This is a genomic window from Rhizobium sp. LjRoot98 (assembly GCF_964252935.1).
Lineage (GTDB): Bacteria > Pseudomonadota > Alphaproteobacteria > Rhizobiales > Rhizobiaceae > Pararhizobium.
In genome coordinates this window covers 87,700-113,919 of sequence record NZ_CAXUPW020000007.1, presented here as the reverse complement: position 1 = coordinate 113,919, position 26,220 = coordinate 87,700, and the positions used below count along the sequence as shown (strand labels likewise).

The window sequence follows — 26,220 nt, the reverse complement described above, 5'->3', positions numbered from 1 at the left end:
GATGACAGACGCAGCGGGGACGATCGAGGCAGAGCAAAGCAAGGACATCCGCAAGCGGTGGCTGCTTTCACTTCCCGCCCTCCTGATCATCCTGCTGGCAGCAACCGGCCCGCTGCTGATCGTTCTCCTTTATTCGTTCCTGGCACCCGGCCCCTATGGCGACGTGCAATGGGCCCCGTCGCTCGAAGGCTGGATCGGCGTCTTCCTCGAGAAGGACATCTTCGACGAGACGTTGTCGCTTGCGAGCGCCCATATCTCAATCTTCATGCGCTCCGTTGGCTTGTCGCTCGTCACCACCATCCTGACCTTGCTGGTCGGTTTTCCGACGGCCTATTTCATTGCCACGCGCCCCGAAAAGACCCGCGAACTGTGGCTCTTCCTGATCACCATCCCGTTCTGGACCAATCTTCTCATTCGTACCTTCGCCATCCTCGAAGTCATCCGCAACGAGGGACTGATCAACGGCCTGCTGATAAAAACCGGCCTGATTGCAAAGCCGATCCAGATGCTGTTCACCGACGGCGCGATCCTGACCGGTATGGTCTATGTCTATTTGCCTCTGATGGTGCTGCCACTCTATGCCAGCATGGAAAAACTGGATTTCCGCCTGGTCGAGGCAGGCTATGATCTCTATGCGACCCCGTTCCGCGTGCTGCGGAAAATCATCATCCCGCTGGTCAAGCCCGGCATCATCGCCGGCTCCATCCTGGTCTTCATCCCCGCCCTCGGTGCCTATGTCACGCCCAGCATTCTGGGCGGCGGCAAGAACATGATGCTCGGAAACCTGATCGAGCTGCAGTTCGGCCAGGGCCGCAACTGGCCGCTCGGATCGGCGCTGTCGATCACGCTGATGCTGATCGTCATGGTGGCGCTGCTGGTCTATGTCCGCAATGCCGGATCGCAAGGGAGCCGTCATGGCTAGGGCATTCTCCATCCGCCGTCAGCGCGGTTTTACCGCCATAGCCGTGGCCTGCTTCTTTGCACTCTATCTGCCGATCGGCGTTCTGGTTTTCTATTCGTTCAACGCGGGCGAATCCCTTGCCTCCTTCGATGGGATTTCGCTGCGCTGGTTCGCCAAGGCGTTCCAGAACCAGCAGGTGATCGACGCGTCCATCCGGTCGCTACAGATCGCCTCGGTTGCGGCGGTCGTTGCAACGATCGCGGCCACCATGGCGGCGCTGGCGACGACGCGGACGGAGCCCTATCGCGGCCTGACCCTGAAATACGCCTTCATCAACCAGCCGCTGATGATCCCTGAAATCGTCACGGCGGTTGCGCTTCTGATCTTCTTTGCCCGCATCAAGATCTGGACCGGCTATTCCGGCCTCGGCTACCTGATCGCCGCCCATACGGCGTTCTGCATTCCGTTTGCCTATCTGCCGATCCGGGCGCGGCTGGAGAATATGGATCTGACGCTGGAGAAGGCCGCGGCCGATCTCTATGCAACGCCATGGAACGCCTTCCGCTACGTTACCCTGCCGCTGCTCTGGCCCGGAATTCTCGCCGGCTTCATGCTGGCCTTCGTGATTTCTCTGGATGACGTCGTTATCACCGAATTCGTCAAGTCGGCCGGCCAGGATACGCTTCCGACCTACATGCTCGGCCAGATCCGCCGCTCGATTACGCCGGAAATGAACGCGATCTCGACGCTGTTCCTGCTCCTGTCGATCGGTGTCGTCACCGTCTTCTTCATCGTCAATAGAAAACGTGTCTAACAAGAGGGAAAAGGGAACAGCATCATGAAACGGATCACCACGATCATGGCCGCAACGGCCGCGCTTCTCGCGACGACCGGCCTTGCGCGGGCGGAAGGTGAACTCAACATCTACAACTGGGGCAACTATACCAGCCCCGAGATGATCAAGAAGTTCGAAGACCAGTACAAGGTCAAGGTAACGATCACCGACTATGATTCCAACGACACGGCGCTCGCCAAGGTCCGCCAGGGTGGCTCCGGCTTCGACATGGTCGTGCCGTCGCAGAACTACATTCCGATCTGGATCTCGGAGGGTCTTTTCCTCGAGACCGACCCGGGCAAAATGGAGAATTTCAGCCACGTCGCCAAGGAATGGCAGAACCCCGAGTTCGATCCGGGCCGCAAATATACCGTTCCATGGGCGATGGGCATCGTCGGTACCGTCGTCAACACCGACGTCTACAAGGGTGACATCAACACCTGGGGCATCATCTTCAACACGCCGGACGAGCTGAAGGGCAAGGTCAACGTCGTTCCGGAAATGACCGACGTCATCGACGCGGCCGTGCTCTATAACGGCGGCAAGAAGTGCACGGGCGATCTCGCCATCCTCAAGAAGGTTCGTGACACGCTTGTCGCCGCCAAGCCGAACTGGGTAGCCATGGAATACGGCACGATCCAGAAGATGGGATCGGGCGATTTTGCCGCCTCCAGCGACTGGAACGGCTCTGCCTTCCGTCAGCGTCTGGCGAACCCTGCGATCAAATTCGGCTATCCGAAGGAAGGCTATGTCAACTGGAGCGACAATCTTGCTGTGCTCAAGGATGCCAAGAATGTCGAGAATGCCAAGCTCTTCCAGAACTTCATGATGGATCCGGCCAATGCTGGCATGAATTCCGGTTTCCACCGCTACGCCAATGGTATCGCCGGTTCGGGCGAATTCATGCCAGCTGACATGAAGGGCGCACCTGAAATCGACATCCCGGCCGAGTTTGCTTCGGTCGGCGTCCCTTCGCAGACCTGCCCGCCGGAAGTTCAGGAACTCTACACCAAGATCTGGACCGAGCTGCAGAAGTAACCCGTTCCAATCGCACCCCGCTGGTCGCAGTGGGGTGCGTTTTCATTTCCTGACGCTGGATGTTTCCATGAAAACCGTCTTCTCGCCCCGCCATCTCGGCCATGCCAACCAGCTTGAACTGGTGGCTGGCGCCATCGTTCCCGGCTTCGAACTGACCTCGCGCGCCGAGTATGTCTCGGGGCGGATCAAGACGGTCGGGCTCGGACCGATCCTGCCGCCGCAGGAGCATGACCTGACGACGGCCGCGCGCATCCATCGCAAGGATTATCTCGATTTCCTGCCGACGATCTGGGACCGCTGGACGGCGGAGGGACGCACCGGTACCGCGCTTCCCTTCACCTGGCCGACACGCGGCCTGCGCGGCGACGTGCCGCCGGAATTCATCGATGGGCTCTTGGGTTATTATTCCTTCGACGCCGGCTGCGGCATCGTCGAAGGCTCGTGGGACGCGATCAAATCCTCGCATGACGTGGCGCTGACGGCAGCGGGCCTTGTTCAGGACGGTGAACGCTCCGCTTTCGCGCTCTGCCGCCCGCCCGGTCATCACGCCGGTGCCGGTTTCATGGGCGGTTATTGCTATATCAACAATGCCGCTGTGGCGGCGCAATGGTTCCGCGACAACGGCGCCAAGCGCGTCTCGATCCTTGATGTCGATTATCACCATGGCAACGGCACGCAGGAGATCTTCTATTCCCGCTCCGACGTGCAGGTGATCAATCTGCATGCCGATCCGATGCAGGAATACCCCTATTTCCTCGGCCATGCCGATGAGCGCGGCGCAGGCGAGGGGGAGGGCTATAACCTCAATTATCCCATGCGTTTCGGCACGGATTGGCAACGCTGGTGCGAGGCGCTGGAAGACGCCTGCGGCAAGCTGGTCGCCTACAATCCGGACGTGGTGGTGATCTCGCTCGGCGTCGATACGTTCGAGAAGGATCCGATCAGCAAGTTCAAGCTGAAGACCGAGGATTTCCCGAAGATCGGCGAGCGGATCGCCCGGCTGAACCTGCCGACATTGTTCGTCATGGAAGGCGGCTACGCCGTCGCCGAAATCGGCGTCAACGCCGTCAGCGTGCTGACCGGCTTCGAGGGCAATTGATCGTGACATCAAATCCGGTCGTGACCCTGGGCGTCGTCCAGTTCGCCTGCACGGATGATCTTGCGGAAAATCTCGCCACCGCCATCCGGCTGATCCGGCAGGCGGCAAATGCCGGCGCCAATATCGTGCTGGTGCAGGAACTGTTCGAAGGCCTGTATTTCTGCCAGACGCAGGATCCGGTTCATTTCGCCAGGGCGCATACGCTTGCCAAACATCCGGTGATCGCGCCGCTTCAGGCGCTGGCGGGTGAACTCGGGATTGTCCTGCCTGTGTCCTTCTTTGAGAAGAAGAACCAGGCCTTTTACAACAGCGTCGCTATGATCGATGCCACCGGAGACATCCTCGGCATCTACCGGAAATCTCATATCCCCGACGGTCCGGGCTATAGCGAAAAATTCTATTTCCGCCCGGGCGATACCGGCTTCAAGGTGTGGCCGACCCGTTTCGGTGTGATCGGCGTCGGCATCTGCTGGGATCAGTGGTTTCCGGAAGCCGCCCGTGCAATGGCGCTGATGGGGGCCGAACTCATCCTTTACCCGACCGCCATCGGCTCGGAGCCCAAACGCCCCGATCTCGATACCATGGAACATTGGCGTATGGTGATGCGCGGCCATGCAGCCGCCAACATGATGCCGGTCGCCGCAGCCAACCGTATCGGCGCGGAAACGATCGGCGGCCAGTCGCAATCCTATTACGGCTCATCATTCATCGCCGGTGCCGATGGCCAGATTACTGCGAGCGCCGGGCGTGATGGTGAAGAGGTGCTGATTGCCCGTTTCGACCGGCAGCAGCTTGCCGATAATCGCGCAGCCTGGGGTATTTTCCGTGATCGCCGCCCGGAACTTTACGGCGTGCTGGCGACCGCCGATGGAGGAGACAGGACATGACGGAGTTCAGACGCTCGGACGTCAGGCTTAGCAACTGGCGGACAGTCCCCTTTTCAAAATGGGCCTTCCAGAATGTCAGCGAGATCGTTCCCTCCGCCGTCATCAGGGCCAAAGGCGCGGACGAACACGGGGCTTATCTTGATCTTGCCGGTCTCGGAGATCTGCAAGTAGCGGGAGTTGATGGTACATCGCAATCGCTCAAGGCGTTTTTGACCGCAAGCGAGACCGACGAATTTCTGGTGATGCGGGACGGGCGTATCATTGCCGAATGGTCGGCGGATCATTCCAGCCCCTCGCGCCCGCACATCATCTTTTCCGTGTCGAAATCCCTGACGGCGCTGCTTGCCGGGATTCTGGCGGACAAGGGGTTGCTCTCCTTCGGCAAGCTGGTGATCGACTATGTCCCCGAGGTCGCCGGGTCAGCCTATGCGGATGCGACGGTGCAGCAGTTGTTCGACATGGAGATCAGCGTCGATTTCGTCGAGGACTATCTCGATACATCCGGCGGGTTCGACCGTTACCGGCGGGCGACCGGTTGGAACCCCGACCGTCCGGAGAGTCCCGCACTTGATTTGCTGGGTTTCATCTGCAGCATCGGCAAGGGCGGCTGGCAGCACGGCGAAAAGCATGCCTATCGCTCTCCGGATACCGATCTTGCGGGCATCGTGCTGGAACGGGCCGCCAATGGCCGGCTGGCGGACCTGCTGAGCGAGCACCTGTGGCAGCCGATGGGTGCCGGCTCGAATGCGATGATCACGGTCGATCGCGCCGGCACGGCGCGCGCCGCGGGCGGCATGTCGGCAACGGCGCGGGATCTCGCCTTGACCGGCGAACTTGTCCGCCAGAAAGGTGCTGGCCTGCTCCCGGCGGCATTCGTTGACGATCTATGGACCGGTGGCAGTCGGGATGCGTGGAAGAAAGGCGATCAGGCAAGCCTGTTTCCGGGCGGCAGTTACCGCAACTATTGGTACGAGACCGGACAGGGCGAGCTTGCCGCCATCGGCATTCACGGCCAGTGGATCTGGGTCGATCCGGCAACCGCGACGGTGGTCGTCAAATTGTCGTCGCAGACATTGCCTGTCGACGCTGAACTGGACCAGGCCATCGTTTCGATGCTGCGCACGGTTTCCCGCGCGGCGCTCTAAAGGGCTGCGGTTGCGGCGTCTTCGTTAGCAGCCGCAACCGGCCAACGGATCAGCGCCTCGACACCGGTGGCCGTCAGGCCATAGACACCATGGTCAATGCGCTCGAACCAGCCATAGACATTGCCGCGCAGGATCGTTGCTGCCGAGGGGGTGATTGCCTTCAGGTCCCTTGACCGCAAAGGGCCGGCTTGGAGCGCTGCGGCGCAGGCCAGCGCCTGTTGCCGGTAGGCCGTCATGATCGGCGAGCGGGTGCTGCCGCCAATGGCCGGATCGCCCTTGCGCTTTTTGTGTTCAGTGACGAGACGGGACCGTTTGCGAGGATTCTTGCGCGGCATCAGCGCTTGCGGGCTGACAATCACATCGACAGTGCCGTTGTCGGCAACGCTGAGCATGCCGAATCCGAGTCTCCGGCAGAGATTGCGGTAGCGGCCATCGCTTTCGCGGCCCTTGCCCTTGGCCGAAACACGCGCTGCGATCCACACTTCATCACTGGCCGCAGCCCTGTCTACGGCCTGCAGGATCAGTTCCAGATTGAAGCTCAGCTTGAGTTCGCAGATGACCACCACCGGCGGCTCGTCCGGGCTCAGTCCTACCAGGTCACACCCGGCGATCTCGCCCTTGACGCTGTAGCCGGCGGCTTCGAGAAAGCCCTTGATCGGCAGATAGAGCGCGGTCTCCAAATCATGTCCTCACATCATCGTCTGCACGGTCTTGCCGTGATTTGTCGGCGAGATCAATGAAATGATGGTCATGTGCAGGGCTGGCGCTGCCGGGTCTAGTTCATTCCGGCAACGGAAAGAACGACGATCTCCTCTTCGCGGTCCGCCACTGCGAACTCCACCGTGTCGCCCGGTGCGGCATCTTCGAGTGCGCGGGCAAGTGGCGATGTCCATGCGATTGCCCCGGCTGATGGATCCGCCTCGTCCTCTCCGACAATGCGGATATCTTTGACCGCCCCACCGCGCCTGATGGAGACATGCGTTCCAAATTTAACCGTTCCCGGCTCGGAGAGGGGCTCCATGACCTCCATGCTGGCCCGGCGCGCCTCCCAATAGCGCAGATCGCGCTTGAGGGCGGCACGTAACTCGCTGTCGCTGGTTGCCGCAGTCTGCTGCATTAGCGCTGCAACCATCTGTTCGATCTGCCGGGCACCGTTGGGCGTGACGAGGTTGCGAGCCGTGCTGATGGGTCGTTCTGGAACGGGCGGCGGCGGGGCGTCGTCGATTTCCTTGGTGAATGCGCGGCTCATCGGTATCTCCTCCATACCAACATATACCACGCTTTTCGCGCTCATTTATGCCCCAACTGTCGGGTGCGCATTCGAAAAGGCAAACCGATCACACTTTCTTCTTCAGCTTCGTATGCCGGTCCCGGATAATATGGTCGACCTTTCCGGCAAGCGCATGGTCCGGATCATTTTCGGCCGCTTGCCTTAAAAGCTCGGTCAAACGCCTGAGTTCTTTCTCGTCGAGATGTTCGATGCCCATGAAACGGTTCTCGGCTTCGCTGGTGAGAATCAGTTCGTCGAGCTTTGCCTGAACGGCCTTGCCGTCGCGGTTCTGCGAATTTTGCAGCACAAAAACCATTAGGAAGGTGATGATCGTCGTGCCCGTGTTGACCACCAGCTGCCAGGTTTCCGAGAAGCCGAACAGCGGGCCGGTGACCGCCCAGATAACGATACCCGCCACGGCAATCACGAAGGTTGCGGGCTTGCCGGTCAGTTGTGCGACCCCGCCGGAAAATCTTGAAAAGAGACTGGGTTTTTCAGACATGGTTTCCTCCCTAAGGTCGCGCCACGTCCTAAAGTCCCGGCAGCAACGGAAGTTCCTGCCGGGTTGCACACGCCAGCGAAAATCAGGGGATTCGCCCGGGAAACGGTGTTCCGCGCCGGTGCGTCACACTGCCGAATTGCTCAAACGGCTTTCAGCGTCCTCCCAGTTGCCGGTCATCCGCAAGCTCGGTGATTGGCTTTCGTCATGGGAGGCCCAGCGCAGCGGCAGCGCGTCCGGCCGCCGGATGATGCGGCGCGGCGTAAAGCGCCATAGGCGCTCGGCACCCTCGAATGCCGCAATTTCGGGCGAATCCACAATGACATGAGCATCGCCGGACAACTGCAACAAATCGCCGGTCTCGAAATCAGCGAAAACCAGACCAGCCTTTCCATTGGCCAGGATATTGCCGAGTGTGTTGAAGAACAGGTTGCCGGCAAAATCCGGGATGGTCAGTACGCCGTCGCTGCCAACCCGGACGAAGCCGGGCTTTCCGCCACGGTGCGAGACATCCGCCTGCCGCTCACCGTTTTCAAACGCCGCATAGGTCGCGACGAAGAACGTGTCGGCTGCCGCAATCATCTGCCGGGCGCCGGCGTCGAGCGCATTCAGGACTGTCGGCTTGACGGCAGAGCTTTGCGCAGGATCGCGAACGAAGCGGTAGTCACGCAGCTGAATGTATTTCGGACAGTTGCCATAGGACTGGCCGACGTCCACATCGAACCCAAGCGGCCCGGACCGGTGGATGGTTCCGTTCAGCCGGTTGCGGCGCCGGGTGTGCAGTTCGATGCCGAGCATGCCGATCGCTGCCCCGTCATTCATTCCACCGTCCGCCGGATCGTCGTGCTCACGGTCCAGGCGGACGTTCAGTGTGTACGGGTCGGAGCTTTGTAGAAAGCCCGGATTCGCCGCTCGTATTGTCGCCCACGCATCGCCCTGATCGTCCACCGTGCCGAGCACGATGAACGGCAGTTGCGGATAGAAGGCGCGGTGCTGGTCGATCAGATGATCGCGCAGCACCCGTCGGCCGAGCTCTTCCATACGCTCGCCAACACCGGCCTGATCTTGCAGCAGCCGTTCGCCCGCATGCCAGGGCGACGGCTGATCTGTCGTGTGAAGAGCGAACATCTGTTGATCCTTTGATATCTGGCCGGTAAACCGCCGGGAAATCCGGAGGCCTGCTCAGGCAGCCTCCGGAATACCGATTGCGGTCTTCTGGAAGGCAACAAAGCCAGGAAGCGCTTCTATGCGCCTTAGCCAAGCATTGACGTTGGCGTAAGCGCTCCGATCGACATTGCCCTCCGGCGCGCGGTCGATGTAGCTGTAAAGCGCGACATCGGCGATAGTCGGATGACCGGCAGCAATCCATTGGCGGCCCTCAAGAGCGGCCTCGATGCGCTGCAGGATGACGTGGGCGCGTGCAATGACCTCGTCCGCATTGAAAGGCGCACCGAAGACGGTGACAAGCCGTGCGGCACCGGGGCCATAGGCAATTTCCCCGGCGGCTACCGACAGCCAGCGTTGCACGGAGGCAGCCCTTGCCGGATCTTCCGGCAACCAGTTCTTCGCTCCGTTCTTCTTGGCGAGATAGACAAGGATGGCATTGGAATCGGGGATGATCGTACCTTCATCGTCCAGCACCGGCAGTTGTCCGAACGGATTGAGTTTGAGGAAGTCCGGAGCCTTGTGGGCACGGGCAGCAAGATCGACTTCGACCAGCTCCACATCGAGCCCAAGCAGCGAGACGAACAGCCGGGCGCGATGCGCGTGGCCGGACAAAGGGTGATAGTAAAGTTTCATCGTTGCTCTCCAAGTGGCGTTGATCGCCCCGGAGCAAGATGGTTATTTCCTCACACCAACAGAAGTGCGATAAAAGACAAGATATCATTCCAATTTTTGGAATAATCATACGGAGGCGGCAGTGGACAGACTTCAATCCATGCGGGTTCTGGTAAAGGTTGCCGATACGGGCAGCTTCGCGCAGGCTGCGCGTGTGCTCAACATGAGTCCTCCGGCCGTCACCCGGGCCATTGCCTGTCTCGAAGTCCTGACGGGTGCGCGGCTCTTTCTGCGCTCAACGCGATCGGTGAAGCTGACCGCGCCCGGCAGCCGCTATGTCGAGGATTGCCGCCGTATCCTTGCCGATATCGATGAGGCCGAAGCTTCGGCTGGCGGCTCGCATGCGACGCCCTCCGGCCTGCTGACGGTCACGGCACCTGTCCTCTTCGGCCAAATCTATGTGATGCCAGTCATGACATCGTTTCTGACCCTGCATCCGGCCGTCAACGGACGCGCCCTTCTGCTCGACCGCGTTGTCAACCTGTTGGAAGAGGGCATCGATGTTGCATTACGCATCGGGCAATTGCCGGATTCAGGATATCACGCCATCAAGGTCGGCAGCGTGCGGCGGGTCGTCTGCGGCGCTCCGTCTTATTTTAAGGATCACCCGGTGCCACAGGTTCCCGCTGACCTCGCGGGGCACACCATTATCGCCAATACCGGTTCGTCCGCGCCGCAGGACTGGCGTTTCGTGGACGGGGAAAAGAGCCATGTGACGCTGCGTCCGCGATTGTTCTGCAATACCGTGGATGCCTCGATCTCTGCCGCGCTCAGCGGCTGGGGCCTGACCAGCGCGCTGTCCTATCAGGTGGCATCGGCGGTGCGGGACGGGACGCTCGATATCGTGCTGGCCGGCTATGAGGAGCCGCCCATTCCCATCCATGTCATGCACGCTGAGGGGCGCCACATCTCGGCCAAGACGCGGGCGTTCGTGGACTTTCTGGTCGCGCAATTACGGGATAATCGGAACCTGCAAGCGGCGGCGTCTTTGATGGAGAGTTAAAGCGCTGCAGTTGACAGTGGCCATATTTCGAATTACGACTGACGAAAATCTAAATTCGTCAGTCGTAATTCGAAAGTGTCTCATTATGGACGGCAACACGGATAGTCCGGATATTGCGCGGCAGGAAAATATAACGCGGATCCTGGAAGCGGCGGAACGGCTGTTTAGGCACTATGGCTACGCCAAGACCAACGTCGCCGATATTGCGCGCGATCTCGGCATGTCGCCGGCCAACATCTATCGCTTCTTTGCCTCGAAAACCGAAATCCATCAGGCGATCTGCGGCCGCATGCTCGCTGGTAGTTATCAGCAAGCCTATGAAATCTCGCAATTGCCGATCAGCGCGGCGGACCGTCTGCGTCGCTACCTGTATGCCGAGTATCAGCTGATCGTCACCGCAATGCTTGATCATGAAAAGGTGCACGAGATGGTCGTCGTCGCCATTGAGCGAGACTGGCACGTGATCGAAAAACACATCGACCGTATGCACGAACTGCTGGAAGAGATCATCCGCCAGGGTATCGCCGCCGGCGAATTTGCCGAACAGGATCCTGCGGTTGCCGCCCGGTCCTTCGGGGCCGCCACGGTGGTCATGTGCCATCCGCAAATGGTGGCGCAATGTCTCTCCAAGCCAAACCGGGCGACGCCCGACGAAATTACCGAATTTGCAATTAATGCCTTGAGATGAACGCGGCCGCCAAGGCCCGCTCCCACGCTTCATTTTTGATCAGGAGTGCGAACATGCTTTCGCCGAGCAATACCTATATTCGCCTGTCTGCCATTTCGATCTTTTCCGCCGCAGTGCTGGCTCTGTCCGGCTGCTCCGAAGAAAAAGCCGAGACCAGGCAGATCGTGCGCCCGGTGAAAGTGGTCGAGATCGCCGCCATCGATACGTCGCGCACGCTCAGCTATTCCGGCACGGTGCGCGCCCGCACCGAAATGAACCTCGGCTTCCGCGTCAACGGCAAGATCACTGAACGCCTCGTCGATATCGGCCAGCGGGTCAAATCGGGCGATCTGCTCGCCCGTATTGACCCGTCCGACTACGAGCTTGCTCTGACCAGTGCGAAAGCAAGCCTTGATGCCACTGAGCGGCAGGTCGAGACGGCGGAACTGGCGCGAGTGCGTGCCGAACAGCTGTTTGCCAAGAATGTTTCGCCGAAATCGCAGCTCGAACAGACAACGCTCAGCTACAATCAGGCCGTCGCCACGCGTGACTCGGCCCGCTCGGCGCTCGACCAAGCGAAAAACCAGGTCAGCTATACCAACCTGAAGTCCGACCAGAACGGCATTGTTACTGCGGTGAGTGCCGATATCGGCCAGGTCGTCGGCTCGGGAACGCCTGTTGTCAGTGTCGCCGTTGATGGCGAAAAGGAAGTGCTGGTCGCCATACCTGAGACGGATATCGCCCAGTTCAAGCCCGGCAAGGTGGTCACGGTCGGCTTCTGGTCGGATGCCTCCCTGATGCTGCAGGGCAAGGTGCGGGAGGTGGCCGGCAGCGCTGAGCCACAGTCGCGGACATTTGCGGTGCGTATCAGCCTGCCGAATGATCAAAACGTGCTTCTCGGCATGACCGCCGGCATCATTGCCGCCGCTTCCGACGTCCAGCAGTTCGTCACCATCCCTCTAAGCGCGCTTGCCAGGAAGGGGGGCGAACCGATCGTCTGGACCGTCGATCGCACCGCCGAGACCGTGCATTCCCGCCCGGTCGAGGTTGCTGATTTTACTGGTGACGGTGTGCGGATTGCCGAGGGATTGAAGCCCGGCGATGTCGTGGTCGCCGCCGGCACGCAGTTCATGACCGAAGGCCTGAAAGTGAAGGTCGGCGACGACGTCGCACAGCAATTGGCTGCCACAGAACACACGCAACTCGTGCGCTGACCCAGATCCATCGAAAGCGGAATAACGCCGATGACCTCCTCCTCCTCCGACCACAAGCAGTCCTTCAACCTGTCGCGCTGGGCAATCGGCCATCCGAGCATCGCCCGCTTCCTTTTCGGCCTCATCCTGATCACAGGCGTTCTTGGCCTGATGCGCATGGGCCAAAAGGAAGATCCAGATTTCACCTTCCGCGTCATGGTCGTGCAGGCCATCTGGCCGGGCGCGTCGATCCAGGACATGGAGGATCAGGTCGTCAACAAGATCGAGCGCAGGCTGCAGGAAACCCCGCATCTCGATTTCGTCCGCTCTTATACCCGCGCCGGCAGTGCCATCATCACCCTGCAGGTTAAGGGGGATACCAATGCAGCTGAGGTGGCCGATGCTTTCTATCAGGTACGAAAAAAGGTCGGCGATATCGCCAATGAATTGCCGCAGGGCCTGCTCGGCCCCTATTTCAACGACGAGTTCGGCGACACCTTCGTCACCCTGCATTCGCTGAGCGGCGAGGGCTACAGCTATCCGGAGCTGAAGAAGTTCGCCATCCAGGCGCGCGACATGCTGCTGACGACCCCGGGCGTCGAAAAGGCCGTGATCATCGGCGATCAGCCGCAGAAGATCTACATCGACATCTCGTCTGCCGTGCTGGCATCGCGCGGGCTGACGCTGGCCGATGTGCAGAACGCCATCAAGGGTCAGAACAATGTCGATCCGGCAGGCTCCGTCGATACCGGCACGCGCTCCGTGCGGATCTCGGTCGAGGGTGGGGTAACCCAGCCGTCCGATATCCGCGAACTGCGGCTGCGCTCCGGCAATGAGGTTACGCGGCTCGGCGATATCGCCACGGTCTCCTCAGGTCTGGAAGACCCTTATCAGCGCAAATACCGTTTCAACGGCGAAGACAGCGTCCAGATCGGCGTGGTCATGGCCAAGGGCTACAAGGTGACCGATGTCGGCGCAGCCGTCGAGGAAACCTACAAGCAGTTTGAAACAGCACTTCCCTATGGTGTGAAGGTCGACCAGATTGCCGACCAGCCGGAAGTGGTCACCGAGGCAGTCGGCGAATTCATGAAGGCGCTCGGCGAAGCGCTGGTGATCGTGCTGGTCGTCTCCTTCCTGTCGATCGGCTGGCGCTCAGGCCTAGTGATCGCCATTGCCATTCCGCTCGTTCTCGCCGCCACCTTCGCCATCATGTATGAGCTCGGCATCGACCTGCAGCGTATTTCGCTGGGCGCGCTGATCATTGCGCTCGGGCTTCTGGTCGATGATGCGATGATCGTCGTCGAGCTGATGGAGCGCAAACTGGAAGAGGGGCTCGACAAGCTCGATGCCGCCAGCTTTGCCTATTCCTCGACCGCATTTCCGATGCTGACCGGCACGCTGATCACCACGGCAGGCTTCATTCCCGTCGGCTTTGCCGCATCAACAGCGGGTGAATATGTCCGCTCGCTGTTTTATGTTGTCGGCATTGCGCTGGTCGTTTCCTGGTTCGTGGCGGTCTATTTCACGCCCTGGCTTGGCTATATGATCCTCAAGCAGCGCGCCCATGCCGGAGAACATCACGATGTCTTCGATACGCGCTTTTATCGCCGCCTGCGTGCAACCGTCGGCTGGGCGGTGCGCCACCGCATCATTGTTCTTTCCCTGACGCTCGTCACCTTCATGACCAGCCTCTGGGCGTTCCAGTTCATCCCGAAAAACTTCTTCCCGCAGTCGTCGCGTCCGGAAATCCTCGTCGATCTCTGGCTGCCGGAAGGCACCAGCATCAAGGAAGTCGAAACCCAGGCCAAGGCTCTGGAGGCCAGGATCATTGACGATACCGACAAGAAATTCATCGCCACCTATATCGGCGAGGGCGCGCCGCGCTTCTTCCTGCCGCTCGATCAGCAGCTGCGCAATCCGAATTTCGCCCAGTTGCTCGTCATGGCCAAGGACGAGCCGGCCCGCGAACGGCTGATCGTCAAGCTGCGCACCATTCTGGCCGAGGATTTTCCGACGATCCGCGGCAAGGTCGACCGCCTGTTCCTTGGCCCGCCGACCGGCTGGCCGGTCCAGATTCGTGTCACCGGGCACGATCGCGCCGAGGTTCGCCGGATCGCCGACCAGGTGAAGGCGAAGTTTGCCGAAAACCCTGAGCTTGGCGCCATCCACGACGATTGGCTGGAGCCGGTTCCGGCGATGAAGCTGGTGATCGATCAGGACCGCGCTCGCGCGCTCGGCGTCTCATCGCAGCGCATCCGCCAGATGCTGCAGGCGACGATGAGCGGCGCGCCGCTCGACGATTTCCGGGACGGCGAGGAAACGGTCTCTATTGTTGCGCGGGAGCAGGAAAGCAGCCGCCATCTGCTGACGGCCGTGCACTCGATCTATGTCCCGACCGATTTCGGCAGTTACGTGCCGCTGTCGCAGGTCGCCAAGGTCGCGCCTGTTCTCGAACAGGGCGTCGAGTGGCGTCGCAACCGCCTGCCGACGATTACCGTGCGCGGCACGCTTCCCGATGGCGTGCAGCCAAACGATGTCGCCATGAAGATGTATGCCGACTTGAAGCCGCTGCGTGACAGTCTTGCGCCCGGTTATTCCGTCGAGATCCAAGGCGGTGCAGAGGATGCGGCCGAGAGCCAGCAGTCGATCGCCGACAAAGCGCCGGTCATGCTCGCCGTCATCGTCGTGCTCTTGATGATCCAGCTTCAGCATTTCGGCAAGGCGATGCTGGTTCTGGCAACCGGCCCGCTCGGCATCATCGGTGCGGCCGCCGCACTCCTCATTAGCGGCGCCCCGTTCGGTTTCGTCGCCATCCTCGGCGTCATCGCGCTGCTCGGCATCATCATGCGCAACTCGATCATCCTTGTCGATCAGATCGATCAGGATATTGCTTCAGGCATGGAACGGACGGAAGCAATCGTTGGTTCGGCCGTGCGCCGTTTCCGGCCGATCGTGCTGACGGCGATGACGGCGGTGCTGGCGCTGATCCCGATCTCACGCGGCGTATTCTGGGGGCCGCTCGCCTATGCGATGATGGGCGGTATCCTGGTTGCGACCGTGTTGACCATCCTCGTCCTTCCGGCCGGCTATGCGCTATTCTTTGGCAAGCAGCCGAAGAGCAAGGTTTCTGAGCCGGAGCCAGCAGACAATGAAGCGGAGGAGACTGGAGGATATCCGGCCGCGATCGCAGCGGAATAATCTTCCCCAGTGTGAAGAATGCCGGCGGCTGGTGTTGCGTGCGCCGCAACCTGCAATGCAGGCCGAGGGCAGGGGAGGCGCATTGAAACGATTTAGAGTACAGCGAGCCATCTGGTACGCGCATAGCGCATGGCTGCCCTGCAAAACTCTGCCTACAATTTAAGCTGAATCAATGTATATTAAAACCATCGAAGCAATGCACCTCCTCCCGCAGAGCTTCGATATGCAAGCGGCCTCACTCCTCCTCCCAGAGGGCGCTTGCGGAATGGCAACACTCCTCCTCCCAGTTGCCATTCGGTTCTATTCGAAAGCCTGCCGCACCTCCTCCCGCGGCAGGCTTTTTCGATTCTAGGCCTGTTTTCCCTCGTCTACATGCAAACACAAAAAAAACCGCCGCGAAGTATGACCTCGCGACGGCCCAGGACGTTTATGCGCTTTGATCAGCGCAGCGGCGGGGCGTAGACCAGACCGCCATTGTTCCAGAGATTGTTCAGGCCGCGCTCGATCTTCAGCGGGCTGTCCTTGCCAAGATGGCGCTCGAACACTTCGCCATAATTGCCGACGGCCGAGATGGCCTGAAAAGCCCATTTCGGATCGAGGCCGAAGTTCTTGGAGATCGCGCCGTCTGCACCCAGGAAGCGCTTCTGCGCCACGGTGCCGTCTTCCGCCGTTTTGGCGGCATTTTCCTTGGTGATGCCCAGTTCTTCCGCCTCGATCAGCGCGAACAGGGTCCAGCGAACGATCTTGAACCATTGCTCGTCGCCCTGGCGAACGGCCGGTCCGAGCGGCTCCTTGGAGATGACCTCGGGCAGGACCATGTAATTGTCGGGATCGGTCAGCGTCAGGCGCTGGGCGTAGAGCGCGGAGGCATCCGTCGAATAGACGTCGCAGCGGCCGGTGCCGAAGGCCTGCACGGTCTGGTCGGGCTTTTCAAAGGCAATTACGTTGTACTGGATGCCGTTGGCGCTGAAGTAATCGGCCATGTTCTGTTCGGTCGTGGTACCGGTTTCGGTGCAGACCGAAGCGCCCGACAGTTCCTTGGCGCTCTTTACGCCCAGATCCTTGCGGATCATGAAGGCCTGGCCGTCATAATAGTTGGCGCCGACAAAGCTCATGCCAAGATCGGTATCGCGCGACAGGGTCCAGGTGGTCTGGCGCGACAGAAGGTCGACTTCACCGGATTGCAGGGCGGCAAAGCGTTCCTTGGTGGAAAGCGGCACATATTGCACCTTGCTGGAATCGCCGAGTGTCGCTGCCGCCACGGCGCGGCAGAAATCAACGTCGAAGCCTGCCCATTCGCCCTTGTCGTTCGGGCTCGAAAAGCCGAGAACACCCTGGCTGACGCCGCAGCGCAGCGCGCCGCGTTCGCGAGAAATGTCCAGCGTGCCCGCCTGTGCTCCCGTGCCTGCCAGCGTCGCTGCGGCAAACAATGCAAGAATTGCTGATTTCATGATTTTGTCCTCCTCCGGTTTTTAGTCACACGTATCCCGTCCGGGCAGCGCTAAGCGCTGCCAAGCTTCTTTCCTGTTCGTTTCTGGTATTGACCGGGCCTATCAGCCCCGGGCTGTGACCGCCTCGAATGTTTCCTCGAGTATGGAAAGCAGATGGTCCGCATCGCGCTTCGAGAAGATCATCGGCGGGCGCATCTTCAGCACGTTGTCATGCGGCCCTTCGGTGCCCATCAGCACGCCGCGCTGCCGCGCGCCGTTCGAGACCGCGCGGGCAAAATCGGTCGCCGGCGCCTTGGTCTTGCGGTCGGTCACCAGTTCGATACCAAGGAAAAGACCCAGGCCGCGCACATCGCCGATCACCTCGTAACGGTCCTGCATCGCCTGGAAACCGGCCATCAGGTAGTTGCCGATCTCCAGCGCATTGCCGCGCAGGTCCTGGCCCTCGATCACGTCGAGCACGGCGAGACCAACAGCGCAGGAAACCGGGTTGCCGCCGAACGTGTTGAAATATTCCATGCCGTTGTTGAAGCTATCGGCAATCTCGCGGGTGGTCACGACAGCCGCCAGCGGATGGCCGTCACCGATCGGTTTGCCCATGGTGACGATGTCGGGCACGACACCCTGTTCCTCGAACGCCCACCAGTGGCTGCCCACCCGGCCGAAGCCGACCTGAACCTCGTCGGCAATGCAGACACCGCCGGCATCCCGCACCATCCGGTAGACTTCCTTCAGGTAACCCTGCGGCAGGAACACCTGCCCGGCAACGCTCGGGATGGATTCGGCGATGAAGAAGCCCGGACCTTCGCCCTTTGCCTGCATCTCAGCGATCAGTCCGGCAACGCTTTCGGCATAGCGCTTGCCGTGTTCTTCGATCGCCCAATCGGCAGGAGCGCGGTAGCTGTCGGGAACGGCGGCCACATGCACATGCGGCTTCTTCTCCTTGCCGCCCTTGCGGCGGAACTTGTAGGGGCTGATCTCGATCAGTTCCTGCGTCGTGCCGTGATAGGCCCAGTCGAGCACGATGGCGTTTTCGCGGCCGGTATGGGCACGCATCATCCGCAGCGCCAGGCTGTTGGCTTCCGAGCCGCTGTTGACGAATCCGGCGACCGTCAGTTCCCTCGGCAGTGTCGCGGTCAGCCGTTCGGCATAGGCAACGATATTGTCATGCAGGTAACGTGTGTTGGTGTTCAGCGTCGCCGCCTGCCGCGCCATCGCTTCGACCACGGCCGGGTGTGCATGGCCGATATGGCAGACATTGTTGAAGCAATCGAGATAGGCGCGGCCGCTGTCATCGATCAGCCAGACACCGTCGCCGCGCACGAACTTGATCGGCTTGTCATAGGAAATCGACAGGTTGGGAACCAGAAGTTCCTTGCGCAGCGTGACGATCTCCTCATGCGAACGCCCGGTCTTTTCGTAAAATTCCGGGGCAATACCGGCAAAGGCATTGGCATCGGGAAACAACTCGGCCCAGACGTCGAGATAGCGCTCTTCGCCGACGCCAAGGATTTCGGTGGCGGAAAGCCGGGTGTCGACGGACAGTTGCAGATGCAGGTGGGGCGCCCAGCCTCCGTTTTCCGCAGGAGCGCCCATCTGTCCAACCAGCGCACCGGCGTTCAGACGGTCGCCCGCCTTCAAGCGTCCGAGCGCTTCATGAGCAAGATGGCCCCACAGGCTGATAAAGGCCGGGCAGTCCTCAGGTTCATGGCGAAGCGCAATCAGGCAGCCGTAACCAAGCGGATCCGGCTCGATCTCGACACTGACGACCGTGGCAGCGATCGGCGTGTAGAGCTTGGTGCCTGCAGCCATGAACAGGTCTAGGCCGAGATGACGGATGCGGCGGGTCTTTTCGATCAGCCGCGAGACGAACATGTCGCCGGAATAGACCGTGCGCTTCTCGCCCCAAGGGCCGATGCCGAGGTCGACGCCGCGGTCGGCGCAATAGGCTTCCCAGATTGCCTGCGCCTCGTCCGGCTGTTCGCCGGCCGACTTGACCGTCATCGGATGCTGCGGATCGCCATAGGGAACAAGCGCTGCCGGATAGGTCGCGGCCGGGCGGTCGAGCAGTGGATGAAGCGTCTTCCGGTTGGCTTCAATCCAGGCGGTGACGGCGCGCGTGCCGGGTGTCGCCTCGAAACCGCAGGCATGCCGCAGGATCGCGGTGGCAAAACGCGGGTTCATCGCATCGAGCTTGCGCAGCAGCGTCCAGGCCGGCTTTTCACTGATGGCGAGATAGGGATTGCCGCCGGTATGGGCATGGCGCGAGGCCGAGATGGTCACGGAGGTAACGAGCCGCATGGCGATGAGGTCGAAGAGAAGATCGACTTCCTCTTCGAGCAGCGGATATTCGGCATGGAAGCCCCGGGCAATGGCGCCGGCAGCGCCGATCGGATCGGCATGGTCGAGCCCCGCATAGGCGGCGGCGATCGCCACTTCGGCGATGACGGGCGCATAGAGCGCGTCGCCAAGATCGATCAGGCCGGCGATCCGGTCATGGTCGTCTTCCGCGACGAGCACGTTCCAGTCATTGGCATCGTTGTGAATGACCGTCGAGCGTAGCTTCGGCAGTTTCGGTTCGACCGTTGTTTCGAAATGGGCAAGGAACCGCTCCAGCAATGCGCGGTCGTCCGCATCGGCAATGTGCGGCAACCGGCCGGCGGAACGGCCGGCATTGCGGATGTTCCAGTCGAGATCGCGCAGCGCGCCGGGATGCATGAAGCCCTGCAGCGCGGTATCGAAGCGGCCAAGCAGACGGCCGAGCGAGGTGAGCGCTTCTTCACTGCGGGCGGACTGCGCCAGCGGCGTGCCCGGCACCCAGCCGACGAGGCGCAGCAGATGGCGCACGCCGTGGACGCTGGTCGTTTCGCCAAGGCTCGCGCCGGAAACTGTCGGGCGGATATGCGGGATCGGCAGATCCGGCGCATGGTCGCTGACATGGGTCAGCAGCGCCGTCTGGAAATCGCTTTCGACCTGTGGCTCGGCGGCATTGACGATCTTGAGGATGTAGATCCCGCCGGTGCTGGCCGTCACCTTGAAATTCTGGTCGCGCTCGCTGTCGAGCGGCGACAGCGTTCCGTCGAGGCCATAGTGCTCGGCCAGCAGGCGCTGTGCGTCTTCAATGGAAAAATCCGGGGTGGTCTTCAGCATGTCGGTCATGGCGGTTCCTTATCTGCCCCGCAGATTTGCACGGGCGGAGAAGCCATGCACCCGGCAATATGCCGGTTGCACCGGCATTATGTTTATAATAACCGTCATCTTGTCGGCACTTTGAAAGGCGCGCACTCATGCAGGATACAGACGCGATCGACCGGACGATCCTGAGCATCCTGTCGCGGGAAGCCCGGATCCCGATGAAGTCGCTCGCGGGCCGCATCGGGCTTTCCAGAAGCGCCACCACCGAACGCGTCACCCGGCTGGAAAAGGCCGGGATCATTCGCGGCTACCGGGCCGATATCGGCCAGCTCGACGAGGATCAGGTGTACGCCTTCCTGCTGCTGACGCTGAAGAAGACGCCGTCGATCGGCGTGCTCGACCGGCTGGCTGGCTTCTCCTCCGTGCGCAAGGTATCGTCTGTCAGCGGCCAGCTTGATCTTGTCGTTGAAGTCCAGGTCGGATCGATCAATGCGCTGAACGAACTCAGGAATGAAGTAGCGACGATGGAGAACGTCGATGACCTGACGACATCGATTGTGCTGCGCCGCGACATCGAACGCAGCTGAGCCGCGCTTGACTTTGCTGCGGATGCTCACACAATGAAGTCGAGGAAAATACAGCGTTTGCTGCCTTCTCTTGCCCTGATTGATGCAAGAGAAGAGGCGCTTGCCGCTGGGCCAACCCTGTTTCACTCCAAAACTGTTCCCCGAAAAATTTGAAAGTCTTTCGTTGAGCCCGTCGAAATGGACGGCTAGCGATCCGCCGCGCGAAAACGCACAATCACCAAACCGTGAATGAGACATCCGGCCTGCCGCCATGGCAGCCGGATACTGATCGGGCAGGGGCCCTGACAAGTCATGATGGCTTGAAGATCGGTACAGTGTGGTTGGTTGCCAGAGGAGAAGGCGGCCAGTCAGTGGCATGCGCCGGGAATGGATTTTTTCGGCCAAGGGAGGAAATATGTTTGAACGGCTCTTCAAGCTGAGTGAGCACAATACGACGATCCGCACCGAACTGGTTGCGGGCGTCACGACATTTCTCACAATGTCGTACATCATCTTCGTCAATCCGGATATTCTATCGACCACCGGCATGGACCGCGACGCGATCTTCGTCGCGACCTGTCTCGCCGCAGCACTCGGTTCGATCATCATGGCGCTGGTCGCCAACTGGCCGATCGGCATGGCGCCTGGCATGGGCCTCAATGCCTTCTTCGCCTTCACGGTCGTCGCCGCCCTCGGCTTCACCTGGCAGCAGGCGCTCGGCGCCGTCTTCATCTCGGGCCTGATCTTCCTCTTCCTGACGGTGACGGGGATCCGCAGTTGGCTGATTCAGGGCATTCCGCATTCGCTGCGCAGTGCGATCGCCACCGGTATCGGCCTTTTCCTCGGCATCATCGCCCTGAAGAATGCCGGTATCGTCGTCGATAATCCGGCAACGCTTGTTGGCCTCGGCAGCCTCAAGGCCACCGGTCCGCTGCTGGCGATCTTCGGCTTCTTCGTCATTGCAGTGCTCGACGCCCTGAAAGTTCGCGGTGCGATCCTGATCGGTATTCTTGCCGTCACCGTGCTGTCCTGGATCACCGGCGTCAGCCAATTCCAGGGCGTCGTTTCGATGCCGCCCAGCATGGCGCCGACCTTCCTGCAGCTCGATATCGTCGGTGCACTGCATGGTGGCCTGGTCCACGTCATCCTCGTCTTCGTTCTGGTTGAAGTGTTCGACGCCACCGGCACGCTGATCGGCGTCGCCAAGCGCGCCAACCTGATCCAGGAAGGCAAGCCGAGCCGCCTCGGCCGTGCGCTTCTGGCAGACAGCACCGCCATCGTTGCCGGTTCGCTGATGGGTACCAGCAGCACCACGGCCTATGTCGAAAGCGCATCCGGCGTTCAGGCCGGCGGCCGCACAGGCCTGACGGCCCTGGTCATCGCCGTGCTGTTCCTCGCATCGCTGTTCATCTCGCCGCTGGCTGCATCGGTGCCCACGTATGCAACAGCCCCGGCTCTGCTCTATGTCGCCGGCCTGATGATGCGCGAACTGACTGAAGTCGATTGGGAAGACCTGACCGAAGCCGCACCGGCAGCGCTGACAGCTCTTGCCATGCCCTTCACCTACTCGATCGCCAACGGCCTTGCCTTCGGCTTCATCAGCTATGTCGTCCTGAAAGCCTTCACCGGAAAATGGCGCGCCATCCACCCGGCCACTTTCATCGTCGCCGCTCTGTTCGTCATCCGCTTCGCGTTCTTCGCGGAGTGAGTGCCACAACGAGGCGCGAACAGCCGCCTCGTTTCAAGCGATCTGAATATAGTGCGGGCCGCATCCATCGCGGCCCGTTTTATATGGCAAGTTTGCTCTGCCGCCGGTGGTTCAGGGGCGCTTTCATTAACCGATCCTATTTGGGCCGTGACGTGCAAGAGAGGTTCGCCCGGATTGTGGATAGCGCCCGGCAGGTCCCCGCCAGGAGTGCTTCCGGGCGGACAGGATGATAAACGAAATCGCAAGGGTGATGCGATCGGGAGATTTGGGATGGACCAGCGTGCTTATTCAATCGTGGCTCAAACGCCCTCTATAGAAGACTATCTGCATCTGCGTTCCGTGGCGGGGCTGAGCCCGTTCTCGCAAGAGGCAGCTGGCAAGGGGGTGGCGGGCACCGTTTTTTCCGCATTGGTTTTGTTCGAAGGCTCAACGATTGGGATGGGACGACTGATCGGGGATGGCGGTTGTTTCTTCCAGGTCGTGGACATTGCCGTTCATCCCGAACATCAGGGGCGCGGGCTTGGAAAGATGATCATGAAAGCCATTATGGGGTATATCGAAAACGAGCTTCCTGTTTCCGCCTATGTCAGTCTGATCGCGGATGTGCCGGCAAATTCGCTCTATGGAAAGTTCGGCTTCAAGGAAACTGCTCCAAGATCTCTCGGCATGGCATATCGCGTCGTGCGTTAGTATGAGCGGAAATGGCGCGTGCGTTACAGCGTTCAGTCATCTGCGATGGCCGCCAGAACCATAAAAAAATTCCAGAGGCCCGGCGCCGGTTCCCGGCCGCCGGGCTACGCACCCACCGATTTCGTGACCTGCGCGTCAGTGCCTCATTGCCAGTCAGTCATTTCGTACAACGGCCGGATTTCGATCTCACTCGGCCCCGGCATCGGATTGGGGCAGCGCTTGACCCAGGCAACGGCCTCGTCCATGTCCTTGACGTCCCAGAGCCAGAAGCCGGCCACCAGTTCGCGGGCTTCAGCGAACGGTCCGTCAATGACCGTGCGGCGGGATCCATCGAAGGCAACGCGCTTGCCCGCCGAGGAAGGTTTGAGACCGTCGGCGTCGCGCAGGATGCCGGCATCGCGCAGTTCGTCATTGAACTTGCCCATCGCCTCCATCATCGCATTCGTCTCGGCTGTTGGGAAAAAACCCTTTTCGCTGTCTTCGGTCGCTTTCACGAGCACCATCACACGCATCCTCTATCTCCTTGTTAGAGCCGGCCTCAATGGCCGGTCATCCTAACGACGAACGGGCTTTTCGGAAATCGACATCGTCCCGCAGAATTTCTTGCCGGTCGAAAGTGATCGTGTTTGGTCTTTTCTAACAGTGCTGGGAAGCGCTTAGCAGACCAAAAACGGTGCCTCGTAAAAATGCTCCTCCAGATTGATACCATCGCCGGCACGGTCGACGACGGCGAAGTCGGAAACCCCATCGAGCGGTGTCAGGATACCGTGCCAGACGTTGCGGCCGATATTGACGCCCTGTCCGGGTGCCGTCTTGAAGGCGATCGGCTCGCCCGGGCCATCCGGGGTCTCTTCGGCAACAACCACAAGAAAAGGATGTTCGCTGAGTGGAATGAACGCCTGACTGCCGAAGGGGTGCCGCTCCACCATGCCGAGTTCAAGCGGCAGCGGATAAGGCTCGCCGCGCAACAGGCTGATCATCGGGCGGGCCTTTTCGCCGGTCGTCTCGATCTTGGCGAGATCATGATAACGCACACATTTGCCTGCGTTGATCGGGAAATTGTGGGCGCCCTCGGTTTCCAGAACCTCGCCGAAGGGGGCGAAGGCCTCGCGGGTCAATGGCCGGATATGGATCGTCTTCATCATCTCCCCCTCAGTTCGGCAACATGTCGGTCAGACGCAGCAGCGCGATCCGCTCGACCTGACGGCAGGCCGTTTGAAACTCCGTCTTCCAGTCATTGCCGATGCGGCGTTGGAAGGCCGCCAGGATGTCGCTCTTGTCGAGGCCGCGCACGGCGATGATGAAGGGAAAGCCGAAGGTTTTGACATAACGGCCATTGAGCGTGTTGAACTGTTCGCGCTCAGCGTCTGTCAGAGCATCGAGGCCAGCGGATGCCTGTTCGCTGGTCGAGCTTTCGGTCAGGCGCTTGGCCCGCGCCAGCTTGCCGGCAAGATCGGGGTGAGCGTTGAGCACCGCCAACCGCTCCGTTTCGCTGGCACCACGGAAGACTGCCGCCAATGCGGCATGCAGACCGATGGCCGTATCGTTGGCGGCTCCCAACTCGCCCGCAAAGGCGCGCCGGGCGATCCAGTCCGAATGTTCGAAGACGCCACCGAAGCGGGCAACGAAAGCCTCTTCCGAAAGACGCGACGGGCGGCTGTCATTCGCCTTGAAGGGAAAGGTCTTAGCCCAATGGTCGGCGATATCGATGCGCCGGGCGATCCAGACCTTGTCATGGCTCTTCACATAGTCGATGAACCGGGCAAGGGCTGCTGCGCGTCCCGGCCGCCCAACAAGGCGGCAATGCAGGCCGATATTCATCATCTTTGGCGCCCCTTCAGCACCCTCTGCATAGAGCACGTCGAACGTGTCCTTCAGATAGCTGAAGAACTGGTCGCCGCTGTTGAACCCTTGGGGGGTGGCAAAGCGCATGTCGTTGGTATCGAGCGTGTAGGGAATGACCAGCTGGGGCTTGCCGCCATACTCATGCCAGTAGGGCAGGTCGTCGGCATAGCTATCGGAGACATAGGCAAAGCCACCTTCCTCACTGACGAGATCGACGGTGTTTTCCGAACAGCGGCCGGTATACCAGCCGCGTGGCCGCTCACCGGTCACCAGCGTGTGCAAGCGGATTGCCTCGGCGATCTGCTTGCGTTCCTCGGCCGGGTCCATGTCCTTGTGCTCGACCCATTTCAGTCCGTGCGAGGCGATTTCCCAACCGGCGCTCTGCATGGCCGCCACCTGTTCCGGGGAGCGCCTCAGGGCGGTTGCGACACCATAGACGGTGACGGGGACATCACGCTCGGTCAAAAGCCGGTGCAGCCGCCAAAAACCGGCGCGGGCACCGTATTCATAGATCGATTCCATGTTCCAGTGGCGCTGTCCCATCCATGCGCTGGCACCGACGATTTCCGACAGGAAGGCCTCCGAGGCGATGTCGCCATGCAACACGCAGTTTTCGCCGCCCTCTTCATAATTGACGACAAACTGGACGGCGATGCGGGCCTCATCCGGCCAGGCGGCGTTCGGTGCGGTGGCGCCGTAGCCCTGGAGATCGCGTGGATATCGCATGAAATCATTCCTCCCAAAACGTTCGATTGGCCGATTTCTAACCGCAAATCGCGCGCGTCATTCCCCCTCAAAATTTTGAAAGTCTCGAACGATCAGCCTGCTACCGCAGGGAAGTGAGGTGGCGGATAGTGGCCGGATGAATGCAGTCTTCGGGAGGTGAAACGCATGCAATCTGGAACAGCCGGCCGGCTGACGACCCACGTGCTCGACACGGCGCTTGGCAAGCCCGCCGAGAACCTGCGCATCGATCTCTTCCGCATCGAAGGCGAGCGTGCCGTTGAGATCGGCTCGACCCGCACCAATGATGACGGCCGCTGCGATGTGCCGATTTTGAGCGGCGATGCCATGAAGTCCGGGACCTATGAGCTGCGCTTCCACGCCGGCGATTATCTCGGCCAGACGGATGGCGAAGTGGCGTTCCTCGATATCATCCCCATCCGCTTCGGCATCGCAGACGAGACGGCGCATTACCACGTGCCATTGCTGCTGTCGCCCTACAGCTATTCGACCTATCGCGGGAGCTGAGTA

General features: G+C 60.7%; 24 protein-coding genes. 14 read left to right on the top strand and 10 right to left on the bottom strand.

Annotated elements, in window-relative coordinates:
• Position 1: 1 nt before the first annotated feature.
• The 6 genes from ACSQ3J_RS21235 to ACSQ3J_RS21210 all read left to right on the top strand — a co-directional run bounded on the left by ACSQ3J_RS21235 (position 2) and on the right by ACSQ3J_RS21210 (position 5,905).
• On the top strand, positions 2-922 hold the full coding sequence (locus tag ACSQ3J_RS21235) for an ABC transporter permease (RefSeq protein WP_060506893.1): 921 nt from the start codon (positions 2-4) through the stop codon (positions 920-922).
• A complete protein-coding gene (locus tag ACSQ3J_RS21230) occupies positions 915-1,715 on the top strand; it encodes an ABC transporter permease (RefSeq protein ID WP_060506892.1) in 801 nt (266 codons plus the stop codon). Before ACSQ3J_RS21235 ends, ACSQ3J_RS21230 begins: the two co-directional genes overlap by 8 nt.
• 24 nt (positions 1,716-1,739) lie before the next feature.
• Positions 1,740-2,774 carry an extracellular solute-binding protein gene (locus ACSQ3J_RS21225; RefSeq protein WP_060506891.1) on the top strand — a complete coding sequence of 345 codons (1,035 nt, stop codon included), beginning with the start codon at positions 1,740-1,742 and terminating at the stop codon, positions 2,772-2,774.
• Positions 2,775-2,841: 67 nt separating this feature from the next.
• Entirely contained in the window at positions 2,842-3,873 is a 1,032-nt protein-coding gene (locus ACSQ3J_RS21220) for a histone deacetylase family protein (protein WP_060506890.1), read from the top strand.
• Between the two features lie 2 nt (positions 3,874-3,875).
• Positions 3,876-4,760 carry an N-carbamoylputrescine amidase gene (aguB, locus tag ACSQ3J_RS21215; protein WP_060506889.1) on the top strand — a complete coding sequence of 295 codons (885 nt, stop codon included), beginning with the start codon at positions 3,876-3,878 and terminating at the stop codon, positions 4,758-4,760.
• A complete protein-coding gene (locus ACSQ3J_RS21210; protein ID WP_060506888.1) occupies positions 4,757-5,905 on the top strand; it encodes a serine hydrolase domain-containing protein in 1,149 nt (382 codons plus the stop codon). The genes aguB and ACSQ3J_RS21210 overlap by 4 nt, the downstream gene beginning before the upstream one ends.
• Here the strand turns inward: ACSQ3J_RS21210 and ACSQ3J_RS21205 are convergent.
• The 5 genes from ACSQ3J_RS21205 to ACSQ3J_RS21185 form a co-directional block, all read right to left on the bottom strand.
• Positions 5,902-6,585 carry a DUF2161 domain-containing phosphodiesterase gene (locus ACSQ3J_RS21205; protein WP_060506887.1) on the bottom strand — a complete coding sequence of 228 codons (684 nt, stop codon included), beginning with the start codon at positions 6,583-6,585 and terminating at the stop codon, positions 5,902-5,904. The genes ACSQ3J_RS21210 and ACSQ3J_RS21205 overlap by 4 nt on opposite strands.
• A 95-nt stretch (positions 6,586-6,680) precedes the next feature.
• On the bottom strand, positions 6,681-7,154 hold the full coding sequence (locus tag ACSQ3J_RS21200) for a GreA/GreB family elongation factor (RefSeq protein ID WP_060506886.1): 474 nt from the start codon (positions 7,152-7,154) through the stop codon (positions 6,681-6,683).
• Positions 7,155-7,242: 88 nt separating this feature from the next.
• Positions 7,243-7,677, bottom strand: a complete 435-nt coding sequence (locus ACSQ3J_RS21195; RefSeq protein WP_060506885.1) for a low affinity iron permease family protein — start codon at positions 7,675-7,677, stop codon at positions 7,243-7,245.
• A 123-nt stretch (positions 7,678-7,800) separates the two neighbouring features.
• Positions 7,801-8,802 (bottom strand): pyridoxamine 5'-phosphate oxidase family protein, encoded by a 1,002-nt coding sequence (locus ACSQ3J_RS21190; RefSeq protein WP_060506884.1) that lies wholly within the window; start codon positions 8,800-8,802, stop codon positions 7,801-7,803.
• A 54-nt stretch (positions 8,803-8,856) separates the two neighbouring features.
• Positions 8,857-9,474 carry a glutathione S-transferase family protein gene (locus ACSQ3J_RS21185; protein WP_060506883.1) on the bottom strand — a complete coding sequence of 206 codons (618 nt, stop codon included), beginning with the start codon at positions 9,472-9,474 and terminating at the stop codon, positions 8,857-8,859.
• A 121-nt stretch (positions 9,475-9,595) separates the two neighbouring features.
• Here ACSQ3J_RS21185 and ACSQ3J_RS21180 point away from each other — a divergent pair, with 121 nt between their 5' ends.
• The 4 genes from ACSQ3J_RS21180 (at position 9,596) to ACSQ3J_RS21165 (ending at position 15,574) form a co-directional block, all read left to right on the top strand.
• Positions 9,596-10,516 carry a LysR family transcriptional regulator gene (locus tag ACSQ3J_RS21180; protein ID WP_436040109.1) on the top strand — a complete coding sequence of 307 codons (921 nt, stop codon included), beginning with the start codon at positions 9,596-9,598 and terminating at the stop codon, positions 10,514-10,516.
• Positions 10,517-10,601: 85 nt separating this feature from the next.
• Positions 10,602-11,204, top strand: coding sequence for a TetR family transcriptional regulator (locus ACSQ3J_RS21175; RefSeq protein ID WP_060506881.1), 603 nt, complete (start codon positions 10,602-10,604; stop codon positions 11,202-11,204).
• Positions 11,205-11,257: 53 nt separating this feature from the next.
• Positions 11,258-12,397, top strand: a complete 1,140-nt coding sequence (locus ACSQ3J_RS21170; protein WP_060507028.1) for an efflux RND transporter periplasmic adaptor subunit — start codon at positions 11,258-11,260, stop codon at positions 12,395-12,397.
• 30 nt (positions 12,398-12,427) lie between these two features.
• Entirely contained in the window at positions 12,428-15,574 is a 3,147-nt protein-coding gene (locus ACSQ3J_RS21165; RefSeq protein WP_060506880.1) for an efflux RND transporter permease subunit, read from the top strand.
• Positions 15,575-16,014: 440 nt separating this feature from the next.
• Here ACSQ3J_RS21165 and ACSQ3J_RS21160 read toward each other — a convergent pair whose 3' ends face one another.
• Entirely contained in the window at positions 16,015-17,025 is a 1,011-nt protein-coding gene (locus tag ACSQ3J_RS21160; protein ID WP_060506879.1) for an amino acid ABC transporter substrate-binding protein, read from the bottom strand.
• Positions 17,026-17,127: 102 nt separating this feature from the next.
• Positions 17,128-20,181: an aminotransferase class III-fold pyridoxal phosphate-dependent enzyme gene (locus ACSQ3J_RS21155; RefSeq protein ID WP_436040108.1), complete on the bottom strand. Its 3,054-nt coding sequence runs from the start codon at positions 20,179-20,181 to the stop codon at positions 17,128-17,130.
• Positions 20,182-20,309: 128 nt separating this feature from the next.
• Here ACSQ3J_RS21155 and ACSQ3J_RS21150 point away from each other — a divergent pair, with 128 nt between their 5' ends.
• The 3 genes from ACSQ3J_RS21150 to ACSQ3J_RS21140 all read left to right on the top strand — a co-directional run bounded on the left by ACSQ3J_RS21150 (position 20,310) and on the right by ACSQ3J_RS21140 (position 23,121).
• Positions 20,310-20,744: an Lrp/AsnC family transcriptional regulator gene (locus ACSQ3J_RS21150; protein ID WP_060506877.1), complete on the top strand. Its 435-nt coding sequence runs from the start codon at positions 20,310-20,312 to the stop codon at positions 20,742-20,744.
• A gap of 394 nt (positions 20,745-21,138) precedes the next feature.
• Positions 21,139-22,431: an NCS2 family permease gene (locus ACSQ3J_RS21145; protein WP_060507026.1), complete on the top strand. Its 1,293-nt coding sequence runs from the start codon at positions 21,139-21,141 to the stop codon at positions 22,429-22,431.
• Positions 22,432-22,701: 270 nt separating this feature from the next.
• The gene (locus ACSQ3J_RS21140) at positions 22,702-23,121 is read left to right on the top strand and encodes a GNAT family N-acetyltransferase (protein WP_060506876.1); all 420 of its coding nucleotides are present in this window, start codon (positions 22,702-22,704) and stop codon (positions 23,119-23,121) included.
• A 143-nt stretch (positions 23,122-23,264) separates the two neighbouring features.
• Here ACSQ3J_RS21140 and ACSQ3J_RS21135 read toward each other — a convergent pair whose 3' ends face one another.
• The 3 genes from ACSQ3J_RS21135 to puuE form a co-directional block, all read right to left on the bottom strand.
• The gene (locus tag ACSQ3J_RS21135; protein WP_060506875.1) at positions 23,265-23,633 is read right to left on the bottom strand and encodes a YciI family protein; all 369 of its coding nucleotides are present in this window, start codon (positions 23,631-23,633) and stop codon (positions 23,265-23,267) included.
• Between the two features lie 144 nt (positions 23,634-23,777).
• Positions 23,778-24,263, bottom strand: coding sequence for an ureidoglycolate lyase (locus ACSQ3J_RS21130; protein WP_060509312.1), 486 nt, complete (start codon positions 24,261-24,263; stop codon positions 23,778-23,780).
• Between the two features lie 10 nt (positions 24,264-24,273).
• Positions 24,274-25,692, bottom strand: a complete 1,419-nt coding sequence (puuE, locus tag ACSQ3J_RS21125) for an allantoinase PuuE (protein WP_436040106.1) — start codon at positions 25,690-25,692, stop codon at positions 24,274-24,276.
• Positions 25,693-25,857: 165 nt separating this feature from the next.
• Between puuE and uraH the strand changes: the two genes are divergently transcribed.
• The gene (uraH, locus tag ACSQ3J_RS21120; protein WP_436040105.1) at positions 25,858-26,217 is read left to right on the top strand and encodes a hydroxyisourate hydrolase; all 360 of its coding nucleotides are present in this window, start codon (positions 25,858-25,860) and stop codon (positions 26,215-26,217) included.
• Positions 26,218-26,220 lie beyond the last annotated feature (3 nt).